This window comes from Rhodoferax sp. LB1P47 (assembly GCF_056521445.1).
Window position 1 is genome coordinate 1 of the sequence record NZ_JBWMAU010000011.1, and the last position, 22,650, is coordinate 22,650.

At 61.4% G+C, this 22,650-nt stretch carries 20 protein-coding genes; 17 read left to right on the forward strand and 3 right to left on the reverse strand.

All coding sequences use genetic code 11. The annotated features are described in order from the left end of the window. On the forward strand, nucleotides 1–1,108 hold a 1,108-nt coding region (locus AC0969_RS13080; protein ID WP_479624585.1), incomplete at its 5' end, for a site-specific integrase. Nucleotides 1,109–1,195: 87 nt separating this feature from the next. Here AC0969_RS13080 and AC0969_RS13085 read toward each other — a convergent pair. Next, on the reverse strand, nucleotides 1,196–1,498 hold the full coding sequence (locus AC0969_RS13085; RefSeq protein WP_479624586.1) for a hypothetical protein: 303 nt from the start codon (nucleotides 1,496–1,498) through the stop codon (nucleotides 1,196–1,198). A 377-nt stretch (nucleotides 1,499–1,875) separates the two neighbouring features. On the opposite strand from AC0969_RS13085, the gene AC0969_RS13090 reads away from it, so the two are divergent. The 5 genes from AC0969_RS13090 (at nucleotide 1,876) to AC0969_RS13110 (ending at nucleotide 6,558) form a co-directional block, all read left to right on the forward strand. Continuing rightward, nucleotides 1,876–2,484: a recombinase family protein gene (locus AC0969_RS13090; RefSeq protein WP_479624587.1), complete on the forward strand. Its 609-nt coding sequence runs from the start codon at nucleotides 1,876–1,878 to the stop codon at nucleotides 2,482–2,484. 273 nt (nucleotides 2,485–2,757) lie between these two features. Next, nucleotides 2,758–3,081 carry a hypothetical protein gene (locus AC0969_RS13095; protein WP_479624588.1) on the forward strand — a complete coding sequence of 108 codons (324 nt, stop codon included), beginning with the start codon at nucleotides 2,758–2,760 and terminating at the stop codon, nucleotides 3,079–3,081. Between the two features lie 70 nt (nucleotides 3,082–3,151). Further along, nucleotides 3,152–3,478, forward strand: a complete 327-nt coding sequence (locus AC0969_RS13100) for a Rha family transcriptional regulator (protein WP_479624589.1) — start codon at nucleotides 3,152–3,154, stop codon at nucleotides 3,476–3,478. Between the two features lie 482 nt (nucleotides 3,479–3,960). After that, the gene (locus tag AC0969_RS13105) at nucleotides 3,961–4,890 is read left to right on the forward strand and encodes an antA/AntB antirepressor family protein (RefSeq protein WP_479624590.1); all 930 of its coding nucleotides are present in this window, start codon (nucleotides 3,961–3,963) and stop codon (nucleotides 4,888–4,890) included. A gap of 1,119 nt (nucleotides 4,891–6,009) precedes the next feature. Continuing rightward, on the forward strand, nucleotides 6,010–6,558 hold the full coding sequence (locus AC0969_RS13110; RefSeq protein WP_479624591.1) for a virion core protein, T7 gp14 family: 549 nt from the start codon (nucleotides 6,010–6,012) through the stop codon (nucleotides 6,556–6,558). A 343-nt stretch (nucleotides 6,559–6,901) separates the two neighbouring features. Here the strand turns inward: AC0969_RS13110 and AC0969_RS13115 are convergent, their stop codons facing one another. Beyond that, a complete protein-coding gene (locus AC0969_RS13115) occupies nucleotides 6,902–8,329 on the reverse strand; it encodes an MFS transporter (protein WP_479624592.1) in 1,428 nt (475 codons plus the stop codon). Nucleotides 8,330–8,454: 125 nt separating this feature from the next. Between AC0969_RS13115 and AC0969_RS13120 the strand changes: the two genes are divergently transcribed. From AC0969_RS13120 to AC0969_RS13130, 3 genes are all read left to right on the forward strand, one after another. After that, the gene (locus AC0969_RS13120; protein ID WP_479624593.1) at nucleotides 8,455–9,351 is read left to right on the forward strand and encodes a LysR family transcriptional regulator; all 897 of its coding nucleotides are present in this window, start codon (nucleotides 8,455–8,457) and stop codon (nucleotides 9,349–9,351) included. Nucleotides 9,352–9,433: 82 nt separating this feature from the next. Continuing rightward, nucleotides 9,434–10,213, forward strand: coding sequence for a ParA family protein (locus AC0969_RS13125; protein WP_479624594.1), 780 nt, complete (start codon nucleotides 9,434–9,436; stop codon nucleotides 10,211–10,213). 167 nt (nucleotides 10,214–10,380) lie between these two features. After that, nucleotides 10,381–11,163: an SDR family NAD(P)-dependent oxidoreductase gene (locus AC0969_RS13130; protein ID WP_479624595.1), complete on the forward strand. Its 783-nt coding sequence runs from the start codon at nucleotides 10,381–10,383 to the stop codon at nucleotides 11,161–11,163. A gap of 100 nt (nucleotides 11,164–11,263) precedes the next feature. Here the strand turns inward: AC0969_RS13130 and AC0969_RS13135 are convergent, their stop codons facing one another. Next, nucleotides 11,264–12,226: a LysR family transcriptional regulator gene (locus AC0969_RS13135; RefSeq protein WP_479624596.1), complete on the reverse strand. Its 963-nt coding sequence runs from the start codon at nucleotides 12,224–12,226 to the stop codon at nucleotides 11,264–11,266. A 198-nt stretch (nucleotides 12,227–12,424) separates the two neighbouring features. Here AC0969_RS13135 and AC0969_RS13140 point away from each other — a divergent pair, with 198 nt between their 5' ends. From AC0969_RS13140 to AC0969_RS13175, 8 genes are all read left to right on the forward strand, one after another. Continuing rightward, nucleotides 12,425–13,390: an ABC transporter substrate-binding protein gene (locus AC0969_RS13140; protein ID WP_479624597.1), complete on the forward strand. Its 966-nt coding sequence runs from the start codon at nucleotides 12,425–12,427 to the stop codon at nucleotides 13,388–13,390. Nucleotides 13,391–13,462: 72 nt separating this feature from the next. Next, complete coding sequence (gene chvE / locus AC0969_RS13145) at nucleotides 13,463–14,533, forward strand: multiple monosaccharide ABC transporter substrate-binding protein (RefSeq protein ID WP_479624598.1); 1,071 nt, start codon at nucleotides 13,463–13,465, stop codon at nucleotides 14,531–14,533. A 114-nt stretch (nucleotides 14,534–14,647) separates the two neighbouring features. After that, a complete protein-coding gene (gene mmsA, locus AC0969_RS13150; RefSeq protein WP_479624599.1) occupies nucleotides 14,648–16,174 on the forward strand; it encodes a multiple monosaccharide ABC transporter ATP-binding protein in 1,527 nt (508 codons plus the stop codon). A gap of 12 nt (nucleotides 16,175–16,186) precedes the next feature. Then, nucleotides 16,187–17,383, forward strand: coding sequence for a multiple monosaccharide ABC transporter permease (gene mmsB / locus AC0969_RS13155; protein ID WP_479624600.1), 1,197 nt, complete (start codon nucleotides 16,187–16,189; stop codon nucleotides 17,381–17,383). Further along, the gene (locus AC0969_RS13160; protein ID WP_479624601.1) at nucleotides 17,380–18,903 is read left to right on the forward strand and encodes a sugar ABC transporter ATP-binding protein; all 1,524 of its coding nucleotides are present in this window, start codon (nucleotides 17,380–17,382) and stop codon (nucleotides 18,901–18,903) included. Before mmsB ends, AC0969_RS13160 begins: the two co-directional genes overlap by 4 nt. Next, complete coding sequence (locus AC0969_RS13165; RefSeq protein ID WP_479624602.1) at nucleotides 18,896–19,936, forward strand: ABC transporter permease; 1,041 nt, start codon at nucleotides 18,896–18,898, stop codon at nucleotides 19,934–19,936. Before AC0969_RS13160 ends, AC0969_RS13165 begins: the two co-directional genes overlap by 8 nt. Continuing rightward, the gene (gene yjfF / locus AC0969_RS13170) at nucleotides 19,933–20,901 is read left to right on the forward strand and encodes a galactofuranose ABC transporter, permease protein YjfF (RefSeq protein WP_479624603.1); all 969 of its coding nucleotides are present in this window, start codon (nucleotides 19,933–19,935) and stop codon (nucleotides 20,899–20,901) included. Before AC0969_RS13165 ends, yjfF begins: the two co-directional genes overlap by 4 nt. Before the next feature lie 9 nt (nucleotides 20,902–20,910). Then, a complete protein-coding gene (locus AC0969_RS13175) occupies nucleotides 20,911–22,647 on the forward strand; it encodes an IlvD/Edd family dehydratase (RefSeq protein WP_479624604.1) in 1,737 nt (578 codons plus the stop codon). Nucleotides 22,648–22,650: the final 3 nt, after the last annotated feature.

The following is a 22,650-nucleotide window of genomic DNA, read 5'->3' on the forward strand; positions in this document are numbered from 1 at the left end:
CCTTGAGGAACTGCGCAAGGCCCATAGAGGGCGCGTGGAGCGTGACCTAGGCGAAGTCATACCTACCCCGCCCGCTCCTGTAGTCGCTGCGCCTGTGGTCCCTCAGGCCCCCGCAGTCACCCATACGCTAGACGATGTGGTGACCGTATGGGAAACCCTCAAGCAGCCGGGGCTGAGTTCCAAAAAGATGATGGGCTACGGCGTGCGGTTGGTTAATGCATGCCTTGGCTCTGTGCCTATCGAGCAGTTCACCAAGCCCCAGGGCGCTACGGTAATCGCCTATCTGCTGGAACATTGCGGTTCACAGAAGACCGCCAAGAATCGCTTTGATTCGGTGAATGCATTGCTGAATGTTGCGGCTGACCTGCAAGGATGGATACCTTCCAACCCCTGGAGGGGCCATAAGGTGGCCGTGAAGAAGGCCCGTTCACGCAAAGACCTACAGCCGGAAACACTGACCCAGCTTTTCGACTCCTCCCTGTTCCGCTCCTACGACCTCCCCACCATCAAGGGCGCGGGCGGCAGTGCAGCCTATTGGGTTCCCTTGCTGGCCCCCTTCACAGGTGCGCGGCAGTCTGAACTGTGCCAGTTGCGCCTTGAGGATGTGACCACGATGGCCGATGGCCTAGTGCTGTGCATCCAAGCAGATGCGGGGGATGAAGAGGAGGGGATTCCATCCACGACCACCAAGGGGGAAACCTCCAAGCGCCGCGTGCCCGTTCACTCGCACCTGATACGCCTAGGCTTTGCTGACTATGTGGCCGATATGCGAGATGCGGGGCAGGTGCTACTGTTCCCGAACGTCCGAAAGCCCCCCGAGGGTATGCCGATGGGGGAGTATTTCAGCAAGTGGTGGAGCGTGTACCGCAATGCCCAGGGCGTAACGGGGCGGTACAAAGACTTTCACGCCTTCCGGCATACCTCCCGAACCCGGCTGACTGACCAGGGCGTGGAGGATGTGCTGAGTGCGCGGATCTTGGGGCACACCGTGGGGGGCTCCACAGGCTCCAAGGTCTATGACCATTCCGTGGTGACCCTTCGGCCTACCCTTGAGAAGCTGGCCTATCCTGAGCTGCCACAGGTGCGGTGCTACCCCGTTAGACGGTAACGGCCTGGAGTGCCCCACAGTGCCCCACAGTGCCCCTAAATGGTCCTTGGTGGCCCTGCAAGCGCCTGCCTGCACCCTTGCCAACCGTTATGCAGTAACAGGCCCTACAGGCTGCATATCCCTGCGCGGCTGCTTGTCGTAGTAGCCCGCCTGACCTGTTGAATCCAAGCCATCCAAGACCACCGCCTGAGCCTGCATAACCAGCAGCGCCAACATCGCCCGCTGAGTTACCCCGTGATGCACCGCAAGGCGCTCTAAGGCCAGCTTTGCAGACTGGTCTACCACCAGCCCTAGGCGTGCTGCTTGGCCCTCAAGGCTCTTGAGGTGCCTTGTGCGGTAGGCGGCTTGTCGCTGTGCGTTGCTGAGAGCAGGGGCTTTGTTGAGTGTCATCGTTATTTAATCCGTTATGCAGTAACGATTCTAGGCCACAGCCCGCCCCTTATTTCCATTGAAAAAATGTCTGGGGGTATTTAATAAGCACTGCGCGGCCACTTCCCCCCATGCCCCCCACGGGTTCCTATGGCGGGGCCTGGAGGTGGCCGCAACCGTTGCTCAGATATGAGCATCGCCCCGTGAGCCACAGCGCTGGACGGTGGATGCATGCCCAGGCATGTGGACTACAGCCCCCGTCCATCTGGAGTACGCCCCAACTGCACAGCCAGAATGCCCCGGAATTGTGCGCGTCTAGGGCCAGAAAACGTATTGATTGACACTTTGCGGATTGGGTCTTAGAATCTATCTGTACACAACCACCGGATAGATTGACCATGAGCACCACCAGCGAAGCGACCAACGAAGTGACCAGCGCAGCCCTTCACCCCGCCAAGGGCCAGACCGTGGGTTACACCCGCGTCAGCAGCGTGGACCAGAACACGGCCCGGCAACTGGACGGCATACGCACAGATAGAACATTCGAGGACAAGGCCAGCGGGAAGGACACCCAGCGGCCCCAGTTGCAAGCCATGCTGGCCTATGTGCGGGCAGGCGATACGGTCCTGGTCCACAGCATGGACAGACTGGCCCGGTCTTTAGGTGACCTCGAAGGCATCGTGAAGGGCCTCACGGCCAAAGGCGTTGCGGTCCACTTTGTCAGCCAGAGCATGACGTTCACCGGGGAGGATTCGCCTATGAATACCCTGCTGCTGCAACTGCTGGGGGCCGTGGGGCAGTTTGAGCGTGCCCTGATTCTGGAGCGCCAGCGGGAAGGCATCGCCGTTGCTAAGACCAAGGGCGTTTACAAGGGCCGGAAGGCTTCGCTAGGGCCTGCGCAGGTGGAGGAGCTGCGGGCGCTGGTGGCGGGTGGAATGCCTAAGGCGCAGGCGGCGGTGAAGCTGGGAGTCTCCCGGACTACGGTTTATGCGGCCTTGAAAGGTTGAGGGCAGCGTGCGCCTGTGTCAGCACCTGTTTTTTGGAGGAGTGTCCCCGAGCCCCAAGGTGCTCCACAAGAGGCCTCACGCGGCCGCCTGGGTGCGTTAGTTTCCCATTGGAAATAGTTGCCAAAAGGAAGGTTTTATATATATCAGTGCTTGCGGTGTAGCTATAGTTTTTACGTGTACAGTCCGCCACTCAGGGCGCATTCAGTGCCCTGCAATTCGCCGCTAACGTCAGTGACGTATCTAGGCGCACAACCTTAAGGGACACCAAAGACTATGCACAGCGAAGCAAGCCGCGCCACCACCCCGCCCGCGACCACCGCCCGAAGAGTTTGGGACTACCTCCTAGGGCGCACCGTGCCTGCCCTTAACGCCATCGGGGAAGCTGCGGCTGTGGTGGCCTCCCGGTTCACCGTGAATGCGTGGGACGTGCATTTCCAGTTGGAGGAGTGGCGCAAGCCGTTTACAGGCGCGTGGGCCGTTGATGATGGCAAGGGCGGTAAGGTCTATTACCTGCACAGCGGGCGGGTGGAATACGCATTCTTCAGGGATGCACGGCAGACCCTCAACGGCGCACAGCAAGCCAACCACGCAGAGTAGGCGCAGCCCTCAAGGGCAAACCAAAGGCCCCACCCTCACCAACCCCACTGGTGAAATTGACACCCAGACCGTGACCAATCACGCAGTGAGTGGCGCAGCCAGCCGCGCAGAGGCGCTCACAGTGATGACCAGCCGGGAAATCGCGGACCTCACTGGGAAAGAGCACAAGAACGTGCTGGCAGACATCCGAATCATGCTGGATGGACTTGAAATTACATCGGCTGACTTTTCAGCCAATCTCCCAGACACCTACGGACGCTCCCAGCCCGGCTACAGGCTCCCCAAGAGGGAAACCTTAATCCTCGTGTCGGGCTACTCGGTCGCCATGCGTGCAGCCATCATCGACCGCTGGCAGGCACTGGAGATGTTGAATGCACAGGTGCAGCCCGTGCCGTGATTCTCCCCCTGAGCGGCCCTGCCGCAGTGAAGTTGCCCCGCCCACTGCGCCAATTCAGCTATCTAAATCATAGTGAAAACGGCAGGCATGCACACGGTGCTATCGCTCAGGGAATCAACGGGTTTCTTGCTTGGACCCGGCTGGCCCCCTATAGCGCCCCCAATCTAAAACCCCACCCTAGCCCCCACAGGTGAATCTAAAGACCCTTTAGGGCCACTGCACGGGCCACCTAAACCCTGACCCTAGCTAAACCACAGCCCCACCGCCACCCAGCGGCCCCCAGGCGCTAACTGTCTCCCAGCAGTTCCCGCCTGTTCATCCCCGTTAGCCACTGCGTTCAGCCACCGCGCTAGCACCCCACCCAGTCTCTTTACGCTGATTCCTTCCCGCCCTTGCCATACACGGCTATGGGTGTCATTGCCCCGACTGGGGCTGTGTATGGAGGGACTTGGACGGAAGGGAATCAACTTAAAGAAAATCCAATGACACAACGCACCGTTAGCCGCGCAGCCAAGCGCACAGGCTCATCCCTCCATAAGACCATCAACACGGCCCCCACGGCCCTTATGGTTACTGTGGGGTTCACCCCGGCGCAGGCCAAGCGCATCATTGCAGTGCGCCGCACGTTGCCCCTCATGGATGACCGTAAGGCCCCCTGTGTGGATGCCCGTAAGCTGTGGGCCAAGATTGGCAAGCCACATGGGCGGTTCAATGCTTGGGCAGACCAGTACATCAAACCCCTGTTGCGTGGGCAGCGCCTAAATACAGAGATTCCTGTATTTGAGGCCAAGGACCTAAACGCGGAAATAAGCGCGTTTGAGGATTCCAGCAAACCGGGCAAGCCCGCCAAGCAGTACACCCTGAGCCGGGACATTGCCGCCCACCTCGCCATGCAGGCCAACACTCCCCAGGGGGAGGAGGTCCGCGCCTACTTCCTTGATATGGAAGACCTCGCCATGAAGCTCTCCATGCATCTTGCGGTGCGTGCGGTGGTGCTGGTGGAGATTGACAACAAGGTGACCCACCTATTCACCGTGAAGGCCGGGGACAGAGCCAAAGCGGGGCTAATCCCTAGGGCAGCAGTGCGCAGGGAGGCCAACGATAAGGAGGCGTTGCTTAAGTCCACGGTGTGTGAGGTCGTTACAGGCCACCCTGCGGGCCACTGGAGGGCCTGCCTAGGTGGCGCCAAGGGCGTGAGGGATGTGCTGGATACGCAGGATGTGAAGGTCTACGCAGCTTGCTATGAGACGGCGCAGGCGTTCATTCAGGCGGGCATAACGCGCAGGGATAAATTGATGGCAATGCTTGCCCCAGCCTATGGGGGCCGGGTGGATGCCTCCAAGTACCTGCCTGTGGCGCAGCCACTGCCTGTAGCGCAGCCACTGCCTGTGGTGGGAGGTGTTGCGGCGTGAGCAATAACAAGCCCAAGACCCACGACAACGCCCCTGTGAGGGCCTTCCTGGCCCCTTACTCCTCAGCGTCGGAGCTATGCACAGCCCACCCCGCCATTGATGACCTATTCAGCGGGGTACTGGCCCTAAAGACAGCAGGGGACACCGCCACCCGGTCCCTGTCCCGTAGCACCTTGTTCCACATCCTCCAACGTTGCCCAGCGGTTACCGTGGAGGGGGTCAAGGAGGCCACCACAGGCCGATATGCCCGGCAGAGCAATGAGACCTACGCAGCCCGTGCCCGTGTGCTCTCCAAGGCCCTTGCAGGGTTCATTGCAGGGATGCCCACCGTGCCCCAAAGGCTGACCATTCGGCAAGAGCAAGAGGCCCTTGATGCTCCCTACCATGCGGAACTCAAGGCGCGTGGGCTGATGTAGCGGGTGGGTGGATTCAAAACCGCAACCTAAAGAAGGGTGACCTTGGAGGGCTACCTTTACAGGTGGATTCAAATTCCTAACCTAAAGAAGGGGCTCCTTCCTGATTCCTTAAGGGCCCACTGTGTATGACCATTGATTGAATCAAACAAGGTCTACCACTGTAAGGTCCTTTGAGGTACTGCCGTAGTTGACCCTGTGGCACAGGTGACCTACGGGGGAATCTCAAGGTGGCCTGTCTTTGGTGATGACATTGGAATATCCAATCAAGGTCAACCACCCCAAGGCCACCGTGGTGCAACCAGTGCCAGCCCCTGTAATCACAGGTGACCTACTGGACCACCTTAAGGGGCCTTGCTCTCCACTGATTCCATTGCTCCACAGCAGGAGGTCTTACCCCCGTAGAGGGGTGAAGGTCCATCCCTGCAAGGTGGCGCACTGCCTGCCCCGTGGTCTTCACCACTCCCAGGCGCTTGCTGTGTCCCTCAAGGGGCCTACGGCAGGCAATCCCTATGGCTACGCCATTCCCGTTCCCTATTCATTCACTACACACAGAAAATCATGGCAGACACTCAATTCACACCCCGCCCAGCCTCTCAAGGCTCACGGCTTCGCCCCTGCCTTTCAGTGCGTGCCACCAAATGCCTACGCATCTTTTCCTATGCCATGTGGGCTGTGGCCGCTATGCGAGTGGGGTTTCTCTACTATGTGTGATGTGATAACGCCCACAGTCGTGGCCTATATGACACTCGCAGCAACAGCAGCCTCCACAGCAGCCTCTGTGGATGCCCAGCGGAAGTCCGCCAACACCCAGGCGGATGCCGCCAAGGAGGCCAACGGTCTAGCCCAGATGGACCTTGCCCGGCAGAGTGACCAGATGGCCGAGGCATCCGCAGGCGAGATGAACGAGCACGCCCGGCAGGCCGCTAAGGACACCTCCCTGTTCGACACCCTCACGGGGGAGTTCGGTGGGGGTAACACCGCAGACCGCGCACGCACCGTGGCGGGCCTCCAGACGGGAGAGAACCTGGCCACCATACAGGGCAACGCAATGACCGCGCAGGGCGAGAACCGCTTTGCCAGCATGGCGACCAACCAGCGCACCAATGCGCAGCTCAAGTCCATCCAGCAGCCTAACTACCTAGCAGCAGGTCTCCAACTGGGGGCACAGGCTGCGGGGTCTTACGGCTCCTTCAAAGGCCAGCAGTACCGGGACGAAACGGCGCGGCTGGCTACCACCAAAGTAATCAAGTAACCCCAGGGCCCTATGGCAGACATCCAGACAACATCCCGCCCAGCGGTGCAGGCCCAGAAGGACCGCGACAGGGCTAAGAGGGCAGCTAAGAAGGCACAGGCACAGCAGGCTGTAGAGGCAGCAGCGGAGGCGGTGGCGGGGCCTTCTGCGGGCTCTCTTGGTTGCCCTTGGGAGTGACCTTGCGGGGGCCTGTGGGGCTCCTTTGCTGGGGTACAGTGTCGGCTTGTGTGCGACGTTTAACTGTGACTGGTTGGAAGTTATTTAATTCGCTAAGTCGTTGATTTATATAGACTTAATGGACGATTATCGTGGGTTCGAATCCCACCTCTTCCTCCAAGTATTTTCAAAAAAGCGCCTTTTCAGGCGCTTTTTTCGTTTCAGCGCTGCGGCAAGCTTGCACCGCAATGGCCAGTGCCGCGAGCACCAGCATCGTTGCCACTACGAAGGTGGTGCGCAGGCCCGTTGCCACCGCCTCGGGGGGCGCAGTGGTGATGTCGCCCGTTGCCGCTGCAAAGGCGAATACCGCGCCCATCACTGAAGCCCCGGTAACCAGGCCCAGATTGCGCGACAGGGTGAGCAGGCCGGACACCACGCCGCGCTGGTCCGGGCGCACATCGGCCATAGCGGCGGTGTTGTTGGCGGTTTGGAACAGCGCGTAGCCGATGGTCAGGGTGACCAGCGGGGCGAGGTAGCCGGGGATGCCCAGTGTTGCGGGCAATACACCCAGCGCCAGGCACGCAACGGCCATGACCATGAGCCCCACGCTGGCCATGCGCTGTGCGCCAAAACGGTCGGCCAGGCGACCTGCGGGCGCACCGGCCAGCGCGGCGGCCAGGGGGCCGACCGACATGGCCAGGCCGACCATCGCCGCATCCAGCCCCAACCCACGCGCCAGGTAGAACGGCCCGACCACCAGCGTGGCCATCATCACCGTGGCGACCAGCGTGCCGGTGGCCAGGCTGGCGCGCAGCACGGGGTTGCGAAACATCGCCAGTCGCACCAAGGGCGAAGGTGCGTGGGCTTCGGTGCGCACGAACAAACCCAGCCCGCAGGCCGCCGCCAGCAACAACACCAGGTTGAGCGCACCGAAGTGGCCGCGCCCCAGCGTCATGGCCAGCGCATAGGCCGCCAGTGTGAGCGCCAGCAGCAGCGTGCCCAGGGTGTCGAAACCGGCAGGCTGCGCCTTGTGGCTATCTACCGGCAGGCTGCGGTAGGCCAGCCACACGGCCAGCATGCCCAGCGGCAGGTTCACCAGGAACAGGGCGCGCCAGCCCAGCGTGGCGATCAACACGCCGCCCAGCGACGGGCCGAGCGCGGTGCCCACGGCCGACAGGGTGGCTAACAGGCCCATTGCGCTGCCGGTTTTTTCTGGCGGCACGGTTTCGCCGACAAAAGCCATCGCCAGGGCCATCATGGTGGCCGCGCCCAAGCCCTGGAGCGCCCGTGCCGCCACCAACAGCTCCAGCGTGGGCGCGATGCCGCACAGCACCGAGGCCAGGGTGAACAGGCTGGTGCCGGCCAGCAGCAAGCGCCGACGGCCCAGCATGTCGCCGAGCCGCCCGGCGCTAACGACCAAGGTGGTGCTGGCCAGCAGATACGCCAGCACCACCCACTGGACTTGCTGGAAGGAAGCGCTGAACGCCAACGCCAGCGTGGGCAGGGCGACATTGGCGATGCTGGTGCCCAGCGATGCGAGCAGCATGCACAGCGACAGGCTGGCGAGTGCCCAGGGGACTTGGCGGGGTGGATGGGTTGGATGGGGCTGGGGCATGGATGCGTCTTTCTTTAGTGTTGCCTGGAGCGTAGTTTTTTACGGGCCAGAGCGGAAGGCGCAGCATTTGCACTGTATGCGTGCACCAAGCGCCATGCCACCACCGATTGCGCTATGGTCGGAGCATGACTCTTCCTGATCTAAATCTGCTGGTCACCCTGGACGTGCTGCTGGCCGAGGGCAGCGTGGTGCGCGCTGCCCAGCGCTTGCGGCTCAGCCCGTCGGCGATGAGCCGTGCGCTGGCGCGCTTGCGCGAGGCGACGGGCGACCCGCTGCTGGTGCGGGCCGGGCGTGGCCTGGTGGCGACACCCCGGGCGTTGGAACTGCGCGAGCGGGTGCGCCAGCTGGTGCAGGACGGGGCGGCGGTGCTGCGCCCGGCAGAAGACATTCAGCTGCAACAGTTGGTGCGCAGCTTCACCCTGCGCACCCGCGAAGGCTTTGTAGAGAACTTCGGCCCCGCTTTGGTCGCCCGGGTGGAGGCGCAGGCTCCCGGTGTGCGGCTGTGCTTTGTGTCCAAGCCGGACAAAGACAGCACACCGCTGCGGGACGGCGCGGTGGATTTGGAAACCGGCGTGGTCGGGCAGGCGGCGGCGCCCGAGTTGCGGGTGCAGGCCTTGTTCCGCGACCGTTTTGTAGGCGTGGTGCGTGCGGGCCATCCCTTGGGCCAGGGCGAGATCACGGCCGACCGGTATGCCGCTGGGCGGCACGTGGGCGTGTCGCGGCAGGGGCTGGACCGGGGGCCGGTGGACGATGCTTTGCAGTCGCTAGGGCTGGAGCGGATGGTGACCACCACCGTCAGCGGGTTTCCGGCGGCGCTGGCGCTGGCCCGGGCCACCGATCTGGTGGCCACCGTGCCCGCGCGGCATACCGGCACACTGCGCGACGGCATGCACAGCTTTGACCTGCCGGTGGCGGTGCCCGCGTTCACCGTGTCGCTGCTGTGGCATCCCCGGCTGCATGCCGACCCCGCACACCGCTGGCTGCGCGGCTGCGTGTTGGAGGTCTGCGCGCCGCTGGACTGAAAAATGCATGCAGTGCAGCGCTGACAATGCACACCAGTTGCCACAACAGATTTTGCAAAGTTGTCATCCCTAGGAGCCATGTATGCCACTTGTCGTTTTCAACCAAAAGGGTGGGGTGGGCAAGTCCACCATCACCTGCAATTTGGCCGCTATCAGTGCCAGCCAGGGACTGCGCACGCTGGTGGTCGACCTGGACCCGCAGGGCAATTCCAGCAGCTACCTGCTAGGGGCGCAGGCCCGTGATGATCAACCCACGGTGGCCGGGTTTTTTGAGCATTGCCTGAGCTACAGCCTGCGCACCGTGCTGCCCACCGAATTCATCGTCACCACGCCGCATGCCAACCTGCACCTGATGCCGTCCAGCCCGCTGCTGGGCGAGCTGGAGAGCAAGCTGGAGTCGCGCCACAAGCTGTACAAGCTGCGCGAGGCGTTGCAATTGCTGGGCGCTGCCTATGACCGCATCTACATCGACACGCCACCCGCGCTGAACTTCTACACCCGCTCGGCGCTCATTGGTGCGCGGGCCTGCCTGATTCCGTTTGACTGTGATGAATTTGCCCGCAAGGCGCTCTACACCCTGCTGGACAACGTGGCCGAGATCCGCGCCGACCACAACCCCGGCTTGGTGGTGGACGGCATCGTGGTGAACCAGTTCCAGCCGCGCGCCAACCTGCCGCAGCGCATGGTGAACGAGCTGATCGCCGAGGGCCTGCCGGTGCTGCAACCGTATCTGCCGTCATCGGTGAAGATCCGCGAATCGCACGAGCAGTCGTTGCCGATGATTTACCTGGACCCGCAGCACAAGCTGACGCAGGCGATGGTGGCGCTGCATGCGGTACTGCAAGGATTGCGCACTGCGTAAATTCGTTTGCTATTAATTAAGTAGCTGCTAGCGCAGGTGCTATATGCGCTAGAGCCCTATTTCTTATAAATTCTCGGTCGAACGGGGTTTGTCTGTGCTTGGCGTGCGCAGGGTATAGTTAATATCAAAATTATTTCTATTTTGTTTTAACTGATACAAAAATTGCAATGTCAAATAGCGAATCAAATCTGGCCTCTACCTACCCCAGCCTGCGCGACCAGGCTGTTTTTATAACCGGCGGGGGCAGCGGCATTGGCGCGGCCATGGTGACCGCGTTTGTGCAGCAGGGCGCGCGCGTGGCGTTTGTGGATGTGGCCGAGGCGGCCAGCCAGGCGCTGGTGCAGCAGCTGGTGGATGCGGGCTTGCCCGCGCCGTGGTGGTGCAAGTGCGATGTGCGCGACATTGCGGCGCTGCAAACGGCGGTGTCGGATGCGGCCAGCGCCCTGGGCGACTTTGCGGTGCTGGTGAACAACGTGGCCAGCGACGACCGGCACACGCTGGAATCCGTCACGCCCGACTACTACGACCAGCGCATGGCCATCAACGAGCGGCCCGCGTTCTTTGCCATCCAGGCGGTGGTGCCGGGCATGCGGCGGCGCGGCGGCGGCTCTATTGTCAACCTGGGTTCGACCGGCTGGCAGACCAAAGGCGCGGGCTACCCGTGCTATGCAATTGCCAAGTCGTCGGTGAACGGGCTGACGCGCGGGCTGGCCAAGACCCTGGGTGCAGACCGCATCCGCATCAACACCGTATCGCCCGGCTGGGTGATGACCGAGCGGCAGATCGAACTCTGGCTGAACGCCGAGGGCGAGGCCGAAATCCAGCGCACCCAGTGCCTGCCCGACAAGCTGCGCCCGCACGACATCGCCCGGATGGTGCTGTTTCTGGCCTCGGCCGACGGCGCCATGTGCACCGCGCAAGAGTTCAAGGTGGATGCGGGTTGGGCCTGAGGTGTATTGCTATACTTTTTAATGAAGTAATTGATAGCGCATAGCGCATGTTTAATATGCGCTGGAGGCTGATTTAATTGTCTAAAAATAGCCTTTAAATCTAGATATCCACATCCAGCGTGCAGCCATATAGCGACAGGCTGGCGGCTTTCAGGGCCTTCAGCATCACTTTGGCTGCCGGGGAGGGGGTGCGGTCGGTGCGGGTGATGATGCCGAACGCGTCCATGTGGCAGGGGATTTCCAGCGGCACGATGGCAATCAGGCCGTGGGCGGCGTAGTAGTGCGCCACGTCGGCGGCGATTACCGCCAGCATGTCGCTCTGCTGCAACATGCGGGTGATGAACAGCAGCGCGGCCGACTCGATGATGTTGATCGGCGGTGCCAGCCCCACCTCCTGAAACATCAACTCGAACCGGTGCCGTAGCACGCTGCCCGCCGGCGGCACGATCCAGCCCGATGCCACCACGTCGCGCAGCGCCAAGCCGTCCATGCCGACCAGGGGGTGGCCGGGGCGGGCAATGGCGCACACCGGTTCTTCAATCAAGGGTTGGTAGCGCAGATTGGTTTTGTCCTGCTCGGCAAACAGGCGTGCCACCACCAGGTCGAGCTTGCCCTGCTGCAGCCGCTCGATCAGCACCGGGCTGTTTTCAATCTCCAGCCCGATGCGCAGCGTGGGCTGCTCCTGCTTGACCATCGCCACCGCCGTGGGCAGCAGCGTCAGGCCCGGCGAGGTGATGGCGCCGACGCTGACCTGGCCAAAGCGCCCGGCTTTCAGGGCGGTCAGCTCGTCGTGCGCCTGGTGCAGGCTGGCCAGGGCCACGCGGGCGTGGCGGATCATGGTTTCGCCGTACCAGGTGGGGCGCATGCCGCGCGGCAGGCGGTCAAACAGCGGCACCTCCAGCGCGTCTTCCAGGTCTTTGAGCAGCTTGGACGCTGCGGGCTGGGTCATGTTCAGCACGTCGGCAGCGCGGTGGATGTTGCCCTCTTCGGCCAGGGCCTGGAGCAGCAGCAGTTGCCGGGTTTTGAGCCGTGCGCGGATGAACCAGGGGGTGTTTGTCGCCATGAGGGTTTTCCAGAATGTGATTATTGATATGTATTTTGTCTAAAAAACCATTGGATTGATATCTATTTTGAACTTAGACTCACCGCATATTTTTAATTAAGCATTCATCTACCGGGCCAGATAAGCCAATACCGCGTTCTAAACCACTGTCCATTGGGTTGGTGGTCGGGGCAAATAACTAAACCACTAGGAGACAAGATGCAAATCAATCGACGCACTCTGGCCATCGCACTGGCTGCTGCACCTCTGGCCGGGTTGCTGCCGGGCATGGTGTTCGCGCAGAAAAAAATCGTATTGGGTTTTAGCCAGGTGGGGGCCGAGAGCGAGTGGCGTACCGCCAATACCGAGTCCATCAAGGCTTCGGCCAAAGAGGCCGGTATCGAGCTGAAGTTTTCCGATGCGCAGCAAAAGCAAGAGAACCAGATCAAGGCGATCCGCTCCTTCATCGCCCAAAAGGTGGACGTGATTGCGTTCTCGCCGGTGGTCGAATCCGGCTGGGAAACCGTGCTGCGCGAAGCCAAAGCCGCCAAGATCCCGGTGGTGCTGACCGATCGCTCGGTGAACGTGAAAGACGACTCGCTCTACGTGTCGTTCATGGGCTCTGATTTCACCGAAGAGGGCCGCAAAGCGGGCCGCTGGCTGGTGGAGAAGATGAAAGACCAAAAGGGCGATGTGAACATCGTCGAGCTGCAAGGCACGGTGGGCTCGGCCCCGGCTATCGACCGCAAAAAGGGCTTTGAAGAAATCATCAAGGCCGACCCGAAGTTCAAGGTCATCCGTTCGCAAACCGGCGACTTCACCCGCGCCAAGGGCAAGGAAGTGATGGAGGCTTTCCTCAAGGCCGAAGGCAAAAAAATCAACGTGCTGTATGCGCACAACGACGACATGGCGATTGGTGCCATCCAGGCCATCGAAGAGGCCGGTATGAAGCCCGCCAAGGACATCATCATCATCTCCATTGATGCGGTGAAGGGCGCGTTCGAGGCCATGATTGCGGGTAAGCTGAACGTGTCGGTCGAATGCAGCCCACTGCTGGGCCCCCAACTGATGTCGGCTGTGAAAGACCTGAAGGCCGGTAAAACACTGCAAAAGCGCATCGTCACCGAAGAAGGCATCTTCCCTATGGAAGTGGCCGCCAAAGAGTTTCCCTCACGCAAGTACTGATAACAACGGATTCTTGCCCCCTATGGCGCGCCAGAGATTGGTGCGCTTTTTATAACTATCGGAGACTTTGGAATGAAACGCATCTTTATCAAAACCCTGCTGGCCAGCGTGGCTGTGGCGGCACTCGGTGTGGCACCGCAGGCCTTTGCTCAAGAGAAGGGCTCGATCGGCATTTCGATGCCTACCAAGTCCTCGGCCCGCTGGATCGCCGACGGCGACAACATGGTCAAAGTGCTGAAAGACCGGGGCTACAAAACCGATCTGCAATACGCCGACGACGACATTCCAAACCAGTTGGCCCAGATCGAGAACATGGTCACCAAGGGTGTGAAGGTTCTGGTGATTGCCTCCATCGACGGCACCACGCTGTCCAAAGTGCTGCAAAACGCGGCCGACAAGGGTGTCAAGGTCATTGCCTATGACCGCCTGATCAAGGGCTCGAAAAACGTGGATTACTACGCCACGTTCGACAACTTCCAGGTTGGCGTGTTGCAAGCCGGCACCATCGTGGACAAGCTGGGTCTGAAGTCGGGCAAAGGCCCGTTCAACATCGAGCTGTTTGGCGGCTCGCCCGATGACAACAACGCCTTCTTCTTCTACGACGGCGCGATGAGTGTGTTTAAGCCCTACATCGACAGCGGCAAGCTGGTGGTGCGCAGCAAGCAAGTGGGCATGGACAAAGTGGGCACCTTGCGTTGGGATGGCGCGGTAGCCCAAGCCCGCATGGACAACCTGCTGTCGGCCTTCTACACCAAGGACAAAGTGGATGCTGTGCTGTCGCCCTACGACGGTATTTCCATCGGCATTTTGTCGTCACTCAAAGGCGTTGGCTACTGCACCAAGACCCAGGCGTGCCCGATCGTGAGCGGCCAGGATGCAGAAGTGCCTTCCGTCAAGTCCATTCTGCGCGGCGAGCAGTACTCGACCATCTTCAAGGACACCCGTGAGCTGGCCAAGGTTACCGCCAACATGGTGGACGCCACCTTGTCGGGCAAGGCGCCTGAAATCAACGACACCAAGACCTACAACAACGGTATCAAGGTGGTGCCCGCGTACCTGCTGAAACCTGTAGCGGTGGATGCATCCAACTGGAACCCGATTTTGATCGGCAGCGGCTACTACAAAGAGTCCCAGGTCAAGTGATAGCACCCACCCCAGGCGGACGGCTTGGGGTGTAGCTAGTGAACTTGATAAAGGCCCTGCATTGCGAGGTGTGGGGCCTTTTTTTACGACGGTTTATAAAAATAAGAGGTGCTGATGGCGAACACGATCCTAGAGATGCACGACATCCGCAAGACATTCCCCGGAGTGGTTGCGTTGAATAAAGTCAACCTGCGCGTGGGCGCGGGCGAAATCCATGCCCTGGTGGGTGAGAACGGCGCAGGCAAATCGACCTTGATGAAGGTGCTGTCGGGCGTGTACCCGCATGGTGACTACACCGGCGAAATCCGCTACATGGGCCAGGAGCAGCGCTTCAAGGGCATCCACGACAGCGAGCAGCAGGGCATCATCATCATCCACCAAGAGCTGGCACTGGTGCCGCTGCTGTCGATTGCCGAAAACATCTTTTTGGGCAACGAAACCGCGCACAACGGCATCATTGACTGGATGGCGGCGCACAGCCAGACCCAGGCCTTGCTCAAAAAAGTGGGCCTCAAAGAATCCCCCAGCACGCTGATCACCAACATCGGCGTGGGCAAGCAGCAACTGGTCGAAATTGCCAAGGCGCTGTCGAAAAAAGTCAAACTGCTGATCTTGGATGAGCCCACCGCCAGCCTGAACGAAACCGACAGCGATGCGCTGTTGATGCTGCTGCTGGAGCTGAAAGCCCAGGGTATTGCCTGCATTTTGATTTCGCACAAGCTCAACGAAATTGCCAAGGTGGCCGACTCCATCACCATCCTGCGCGATGGCACCACGGTCGAGACGCTGGACTGCCGCGCCGAGTCCATCAGCGAAGACCGTGTGATCCGTGGCATGGTGGGCCGCGAAATGGCCGACCGCTACCCCAAGCGCACCCCCAACATCGGCGAGACCGTGTTCGAACTGCGCGACTGGCGCGCCTACCACCCCCAGCACGCCGACCGCGAGATGGTCAAAGGCATCAACCTCACCGTCAAGCGCGGCGAGATCGTCGGCATTGCCGGGCTGATGGGCGCCGGCCGCACCGAGCTGGCGATGAGTGTGTTTGGCAAATCATGGGGCCAGCGCATCAGCGGCAAGGCACTGCTGCACGGCAAAGAAATCGACGTGTCCACGGTGCAAAAAGCCGTGGCCCACGGCCTGGCCTATGTAACGGAAGACCGCAAGGGCAACGGCCTTGTGCTGGGGGAAGACATCCAGTGGAATACCTCGCTGGCGAACCTGCCCGGTGTGTCCAAAAACGGCATCATTGACGATGGCCGCGAGTACGCCGTAGCCCAGGGCTTCCGTGAAAAAATGCGCACCCGCTGCTCGGGCGTGGACCAAAAAGTGGTCAACCTGTCGGGCGGCAACCAGCAAAAAGTGGTGCTCAGCAAATGGCTGTTCACCAACCCCGAAGTGCTGATATTGGACGAGCCCACACGCGGCATCGACGTAGGGGCCAAGTTCGAGATCTACACCCTGATTGCGCAGCTGGCCGCCGAGGGCAAATGCGTGGTCGTGATCTCCAGCGAAATGCCCGAACTGCTGGGCCTGTCGGACCGCATCTACGTAATGAACGAAGGCCGGTTTGTGGCCGAGATGCCCACCACCGAAGCCAGCCAAGAAAAAATCATGCGCGCCATCGTCAGCGCCAACTAGAGCTTTTGAATCATGGAAAAAACAACTACAACCCCTGCCACCCCTGCGGCTGCTTCCGGCCTGAGCTTCTTTAAAAACAACCTGCGCGAATACGGCATGCTGCTGTCGCTGGTGGCCATCATGGCTTTCTTCCAGGTGATGACCGACGGCACGCTGATGCAGCCGCTGAACCTGACCAACCTGGTGCTGCAAAACAGCTACATCGTCATCATGGCGCTCGGCATGTTGCTGGTGATTGTGGCCGGTCATATCGACCTGTCGGTGGGCTCCATCGTCGGCTTTGTGGGCGCGGTGGCGGCGGTGCTGATGGTCAATTACGAATGGCATTACCTGCCCACGGCACTGGTCTGCTTGGCGGTGGGCGGGCTGATTGGTGCGGCGCAGGGCTACTTTGTGGCCTTCTTTCGCATTCCATCCTTCATCGTCACGCTGGCGGGCATGCTTGTGTTTCGGGGGCTGGCGATGGCGCTGCTGCAAGGGCAGTCGATTGGCCCGTTTCCAGAGACCTTCCAGTCGCTGAGTTCGGGGTTTATTCCCGATATTTTCAACAGTGAAACCCTGCGCACCACGTCCTTGCTTTTGGGCGCATTGGTGGCTTTTGCCCTGGTGGTGGCGGGCATGCGCACCCGCAGCAACCAGCAGCAACACGGCATTGCCGGGGAGCCCACGGCTTTTTTCTGGGGCAAGATGGCGATTTTCTCGGCCATTCTGGTCACTTTCAGCTACCTGCTGGCATCGTACAAAGGCTTGCCCAATGTGCTGATCGTCATGGCGCTGCTTATTGCGGTGTTTGACTTCGTCACCAGCCGCACCACCATTGGCCGCCGCATCTACGCCCTGGGCGGCAATGAGAAAGCCGCCAAGCTCTCCGGCATCAAGACCGAACGTCTGGCCTTCTACACCTTCATCAATATGGGCGTGCTGGCCGCGCTGGCCGGGCTGGTGTTTGCCGCACGGCTGAACACCGCTACGCCCAAGGCGGGTCTGGGTTTTGAGCTGGACGTGATTGCTGCCTGCTTCATCGGCGGGGCATCGGCCTCTGGCGGTGTGGGCAAGGTGATGGGCGCGGTGATTGGTGCCTTCATCATGGGCGTGATGAACAACGGCATGTCCATCATGGGCATCGGCATCGACTACCAGCAGATCATCAAGGGCCTGGTGCTGTTGGCCGCCGTGTTTGTGGACGTGTACAACAAGAACAAGGGATGATTTCCAGCAGCGCACTGCCCGTGCTGGAGCTCACGGGTATCGACAAACAATTTGCCGGTAATCCTGTGCTCCGTAACGTGCAACTGCGCTTGTACCCTGGTGAAATCCACGCGCTGATGGGCCAGAACGGCGCGGGTAAATCCACTCTGATCAAGGTGCTCACCGGCGTGCTGGAGTCCAGCGGCGGGCAGATGCTGTTGATGGGCCAGCCCATCCGGCCCGATTCGCCGCTGGCGGCCCAAAAGCTGGGCATCAGCACCGTCTACCAAGAGGTGAACCTCTGCCCCAATCTGTCGGTGGCCGAGAACGTGTTTGCCGGGCGCTTCCCGCGCCTGGGCTGGACGCAGGGCTACCGCATCGACTGGGCCACCGTGCACCGCCGTGCCCGTGAACTGCTGGCCCGCATCGGGCTGGATATCGACGTGACGCAGCTGCTCTCCACCTACCCGGTGGCGGTGCAGCAGCTGGTGGCTATCGCCCGTGCGTTGGGTGTGGAGTCCAAGGTGTTGATCCTGGACGAACCCACCTCCAGCCTGGACGAAGACGAAGTGCAAAAGCTCTTCGAGGTGCTGCGCCGCCTGCGGGGCGAGGGCCTGGCGATTGTGTTTGTGTCGCACTTTTTGAACCAGGTTTACGCCGTCTCCGACCGCATCACCGTGTTGCGCAATGGCGAGTGGGTGGGTGAATGGATGGCCGATGCCTTGCCACCCCAGGCCCTGATCTCCGCCATGCTGGGCCGCGAATTTGCAGTGCAAAACGCCCACGCCGGACAGCAGCGCGACAGCACCCAGGATGTGGTGCTGCTGCAAGCCCAGGGTCTGGGCCAAGCCGGGCGCTTACAGCCGGTAGACCTGACTCTGCATGCGGGTGAGGTGCTGGGGCTGGCGGGACTGCTGGGGGCTGGCCGTACCGAACTGGCGCGGCTGCTGTTTGGCCTGGAGACATCCGACAAAGGCAGCCTACAGATCGACGGCCAGACCGTGCAGTTCAGTAACCCCGCAGACGCGGTGCAGCAAGGCATCGCCCTGTGCCCCGAAGAGCGCAAAACCGATGGCATCGTCGCCGAGCTATCGGTGCGCGAAAACATTGCCCTGGCGCTGCAAGCGCGGCTGGGGCTGCGCAAGTTTTTGAGCATTGCCGAGCAAACCCTGCTGGCCGAGCATTTCGTCAAAACCTTAGGCATCAAAACCGCCAGCATTGAAACGCCCATCGGCCTGCTGTCGGGCGGCAACCAGCAAAAAGCGGTGATCGCCCGCTGGCTGGCCACCGACCCGCGCCTGTTGATTTTGGACGAACCCACACGCGGGATCGACGTAGCCGCCAAGCAGGAAATCATGGAAGAAATCCTGCGCCTGGCGCGCGGCGGCATGGCGGTGTTGTTCATCTCCAGCGAAATGAGCGAGGTGGTGCGGGTATCTGACCGCATCGCCGTGCTGCGTGAGCGCCGCAAAGTAGGAGAGCTGCCCGGTGGTAGTTCTGAAGACGAAGTCTATGAAATGATTGCCGCCGACCATGTTTAAGACCTTTTTACGGCATCCGCGCGCGTGGCCCTTGCTGACGCTGCTATTACTTTTGATAGTGAACGTGGTGTTCAACCCTGGCTTTTTGCACATCGAGTGGCGCGACGGCCACCTGTACGGCAGCCTGATCGATATTCTGAACCGGGCTGCGCCGCTGGTGCTGGTGTCACTGGGCATGACCCTGGTGATCGCCACCCGGGGCATCGACATCTCGGTAGGCGCGGTGGTGGCCATCTCGGCCGCGCTGGCCGCCTGGATGATTGGCGGCGCGTTGGTGGTGCAAGACGGCGTGGCGGTACACGCCAGCCGCTTCCCGATGCCGCTGGCGATTCTGGCCGCGCTGGGTGTGGCCGTGGTCTGTGGCCTGTGGAATGGACTACTGGTGGCCCGCATCGGCATGCAGCCCATCATTGCCACGCTGATTCTGATGGTGGCGGGGCGGGGCATTGCCCAGCTCATCACCGGCGGGCAGATCATCACCATCTACTACGCACCGTTTTTCTTTTTGGGCAGCGGCTATCTGGCGGGCCTGCCGTTCTCGCTGTTTATCGTGGCCCTGGTGTATGGCGTGCTGCATTTGGCCATGACGCGCACCGCCCTGGGGCTATTCATCCAGGCGGTGGGCATCAACCCGGTAGCGGCACGCGGCGTGGGCATCCAGGCGCGCAAGTTGACGGTGTGGGTGTATGCGTTTTGCGGCTTTTGCGCGGGCGTTGCCGGGCTGCTCATCAGCTCCAACGTCAAGAGTGCCGACGGCAACAACGCCGGGCAATTGCTGGAGCTGGATGCCATTTTGGCCGTCACCCTGGGCGGCACCGCGCTGACCGGCGGGCGCTTCAGCCTGTTTGGCAGCGTGATCGGCGCGCTGATCATCCAGACGCTGACCTACGCCATTTATTCGCTGGGTGTTCCGCCCGAGATCAATCTGGTGGTGAAGGCCGTGGTGGTGTTTGCGGTAATGCTGCTGCAATCCGCCGAGTTTCGTGCCACCGTGGGCACCTGGGTCGTCCGTCCTGTGCAAGGTCAGCCATGAAGACACTGAATCCTCAGCACCTGCCCATCGTGGCCACCGTATCGCTGTTCGCCGCGATGGCGACATTGGGTTCGGTGTTCTACGACGGTTTCTTTTCGTTGCAGGTGTTTTTGAACCTGCTGATCGACAACGCGTTTCTGGTGATCGTGGCGGTGGGCATGACCTTTGTGGTGTTGTCCGGCGGCATCGATTTGTCGGTGGGCTCGGTGATTGCGTTCACCACGATGGTGTCGGCCTCGTTGGTGGAAAAGCACGGCTGGAGTCCCGCTGTGGTGATTCCGCTGGTGCTGCTGATGGGCACGGCGTTTGGTGCCTTCATGGGCTTTTTGATCGAGCGCTTTCGCCTCCAGCCCTTTATCGTGACGCTGGCGGGCATGTTCTTGGCGCGCGGCCTGTGCTACCTGATCAGCATCGATTCGATCAGCATGACCAACGATTTCTACTCCGAGGTTTCGCAAATGCGCATCCCGGTGTGGGGCGATGCCTCGCTGTCCATCGGCGCGGTGATTGCGCTCATCGTGCTGGCGGTGGCCGTGTTTGTGGCGCACTGCACACCGTTTGGCCGCACGGTGTACGCCGTGGGTGGCAGCGAGCATTCGGCCCTGCTGATGGGTTTGCCGGTGCGCGCCACCGTGATTGGCGTGTACACGCTGTCGGGTTTTTGCTCGGCGCTGGCAGGCGTGGTGTTTACCTTTTACATGCTCTCGGGCTACGGCCTGCATGCCGTGGGCATGGAGCTGGACGCGATTGCGGCGGTGGTCATCGGTGGCACGCTGCTCACCGGCGGCTCCGGCTACATGGTGGGCACGCTGTTTGGCGTGCTGATGCTCGGGATCATCCAGACCCTGATTTCCTTTGACGGCACTTTGAGTTCCTGGTGGACGCGCATCGTGGTAGGTGCGCTGCTGTTCCTGTTCTGCCTGCTCCAGCGCGTCTTTGCTGCACATAAATCTCCCCAACCCTGAAAACTATTTATGACCGATACCCCTAAAAAAATGCGCTCCGCCGAATGGTTTGGCAGCGCCGACAAAAACGGCTTCATGTACCGCAGCTGGATGAAGAACCAGGGCATCCCAGACCACGAGTTCGATGGCCGCCCCATCATTGGCATCTGCAACACCTGGAGCGAACTCACCCCCTGCAACGCCCACTTCCGCAAGATTGCCGAGCATGTGAAGCGCGGCGTCTTCGAGGCGGGCGGCTTCCCGGTGGAGTTCCCGGTGTTTAGCAACGGCGAATCGAATTTGCGCCCCACCGCCATGCTGACCCGCAACCTGGCCAGCATGGACGTGGAAGAAGCCATTCGTGGCAACCCCATCGACGCGGTGGTGCTGCTCACCGGTTGCGACAAAACCACGCCTGCGCTGCTGATGGGCGCGGCCAGTTGCGATATTCCCGCCATCGTGGTCACCGGCGGCCCTATGTTGAACGGCAAGCTGGATGGCAAAAACATCGGCTCCGGCACGGCGGTGTGGCAACTGCACGAATCGCTGAAGGCGGGTGAGATCAACGAGCACCAGTTTTTTGCCGCCGAGGCGGGCATGTCCCGCTCTGCGGGCACCTGCAACACCATGGGCACGGCCAGCACGATGGCCTGCATGGCCGAAGCCCTGGGCACGTCGCTGCCGCACAACGCCGCCATTCCGGCGGTAGATGCGCGCCGCTACGTACTGGCCCACATGTCGGGCATCCGGGCGGTACAGATGGCCCGCGAAGGCCTCACGCTGTCCAAAATTTTGACCCGCGAAGCCTTCGAGAACGCCATCCGCGTCAATGCGGCCATTGGCGGCTCGACCAACGCGGTCATCCACCTGAAGGCCATCGCGGGCCGCATCGGCGTGCAGCTCGATCTGGAAGACTGGACCCGCATTGGCAAGGGCACGCCCACCATCGTCGATTTGCAGCCCTCGGGCCGCTTCCTGATGGAAGAGTTTTACTACGCCGGTGGCCTGCCCGCCGTGGTGCGCCGTCTGGGCGAGCACGGCCTGCTGCCGCACCCCGATGCGCTCACGGTCAACGGCAAATCCATGTGGGACAACGTGCGCGAAGCACCCCAGTACAACGACGAAGTGATCCGCACTATTGATAACCCGTTGATTGCCGACGGCGGTATCTGCATCCTGCGCGGCAATTTGTCGCCACGCGGCGCCGTGCTCAAGCCGTCTGCCGCTACCCCCGCGCTGCTCAAGCACCGGGGCCGCGCCGTGGTGTTCGAGAACCTGGAGCACTACAAGGAACGCATCGTCGATGAAGACCTGGACATCGACGCAAGCTGCGTGATGGTGCTGAAGAACTGCGGCCCCAAGGGCTACCCCGGCATGGCCGAGGTGGGCAATATGGGCCTGCCGCCCAAGCTGCTGCGCCAGGGCGTGAAGGACATGGTGCGCATCTCGGACGCCCGCATGAGCGGCACCGCCTATGGCACCGTGGTGCTGCACGTCGCCCCCGAAGCCGCCGCCGGTGGCCCGCTGGCGGCCGTGCGCGACGGTGACTTCATCGAGCTGGACTGCGAACAAGGCCGCCTGCACCTGGACATCAGCGATGCCGAGTTGGCCGAGCGCCTGGCGGCTCTGGCAGGCGACGTGCCCAAGCCGCTGTCCGGCGGCTATGCCCGCCTGTACGTGGACCACGTGCTGCAAGCCGATGACGGCTGCGACTTCGACTTCCTGGTCGGCTGCCGTGGCTCCACCGTGCCCCGCCATTCCCATTAATTA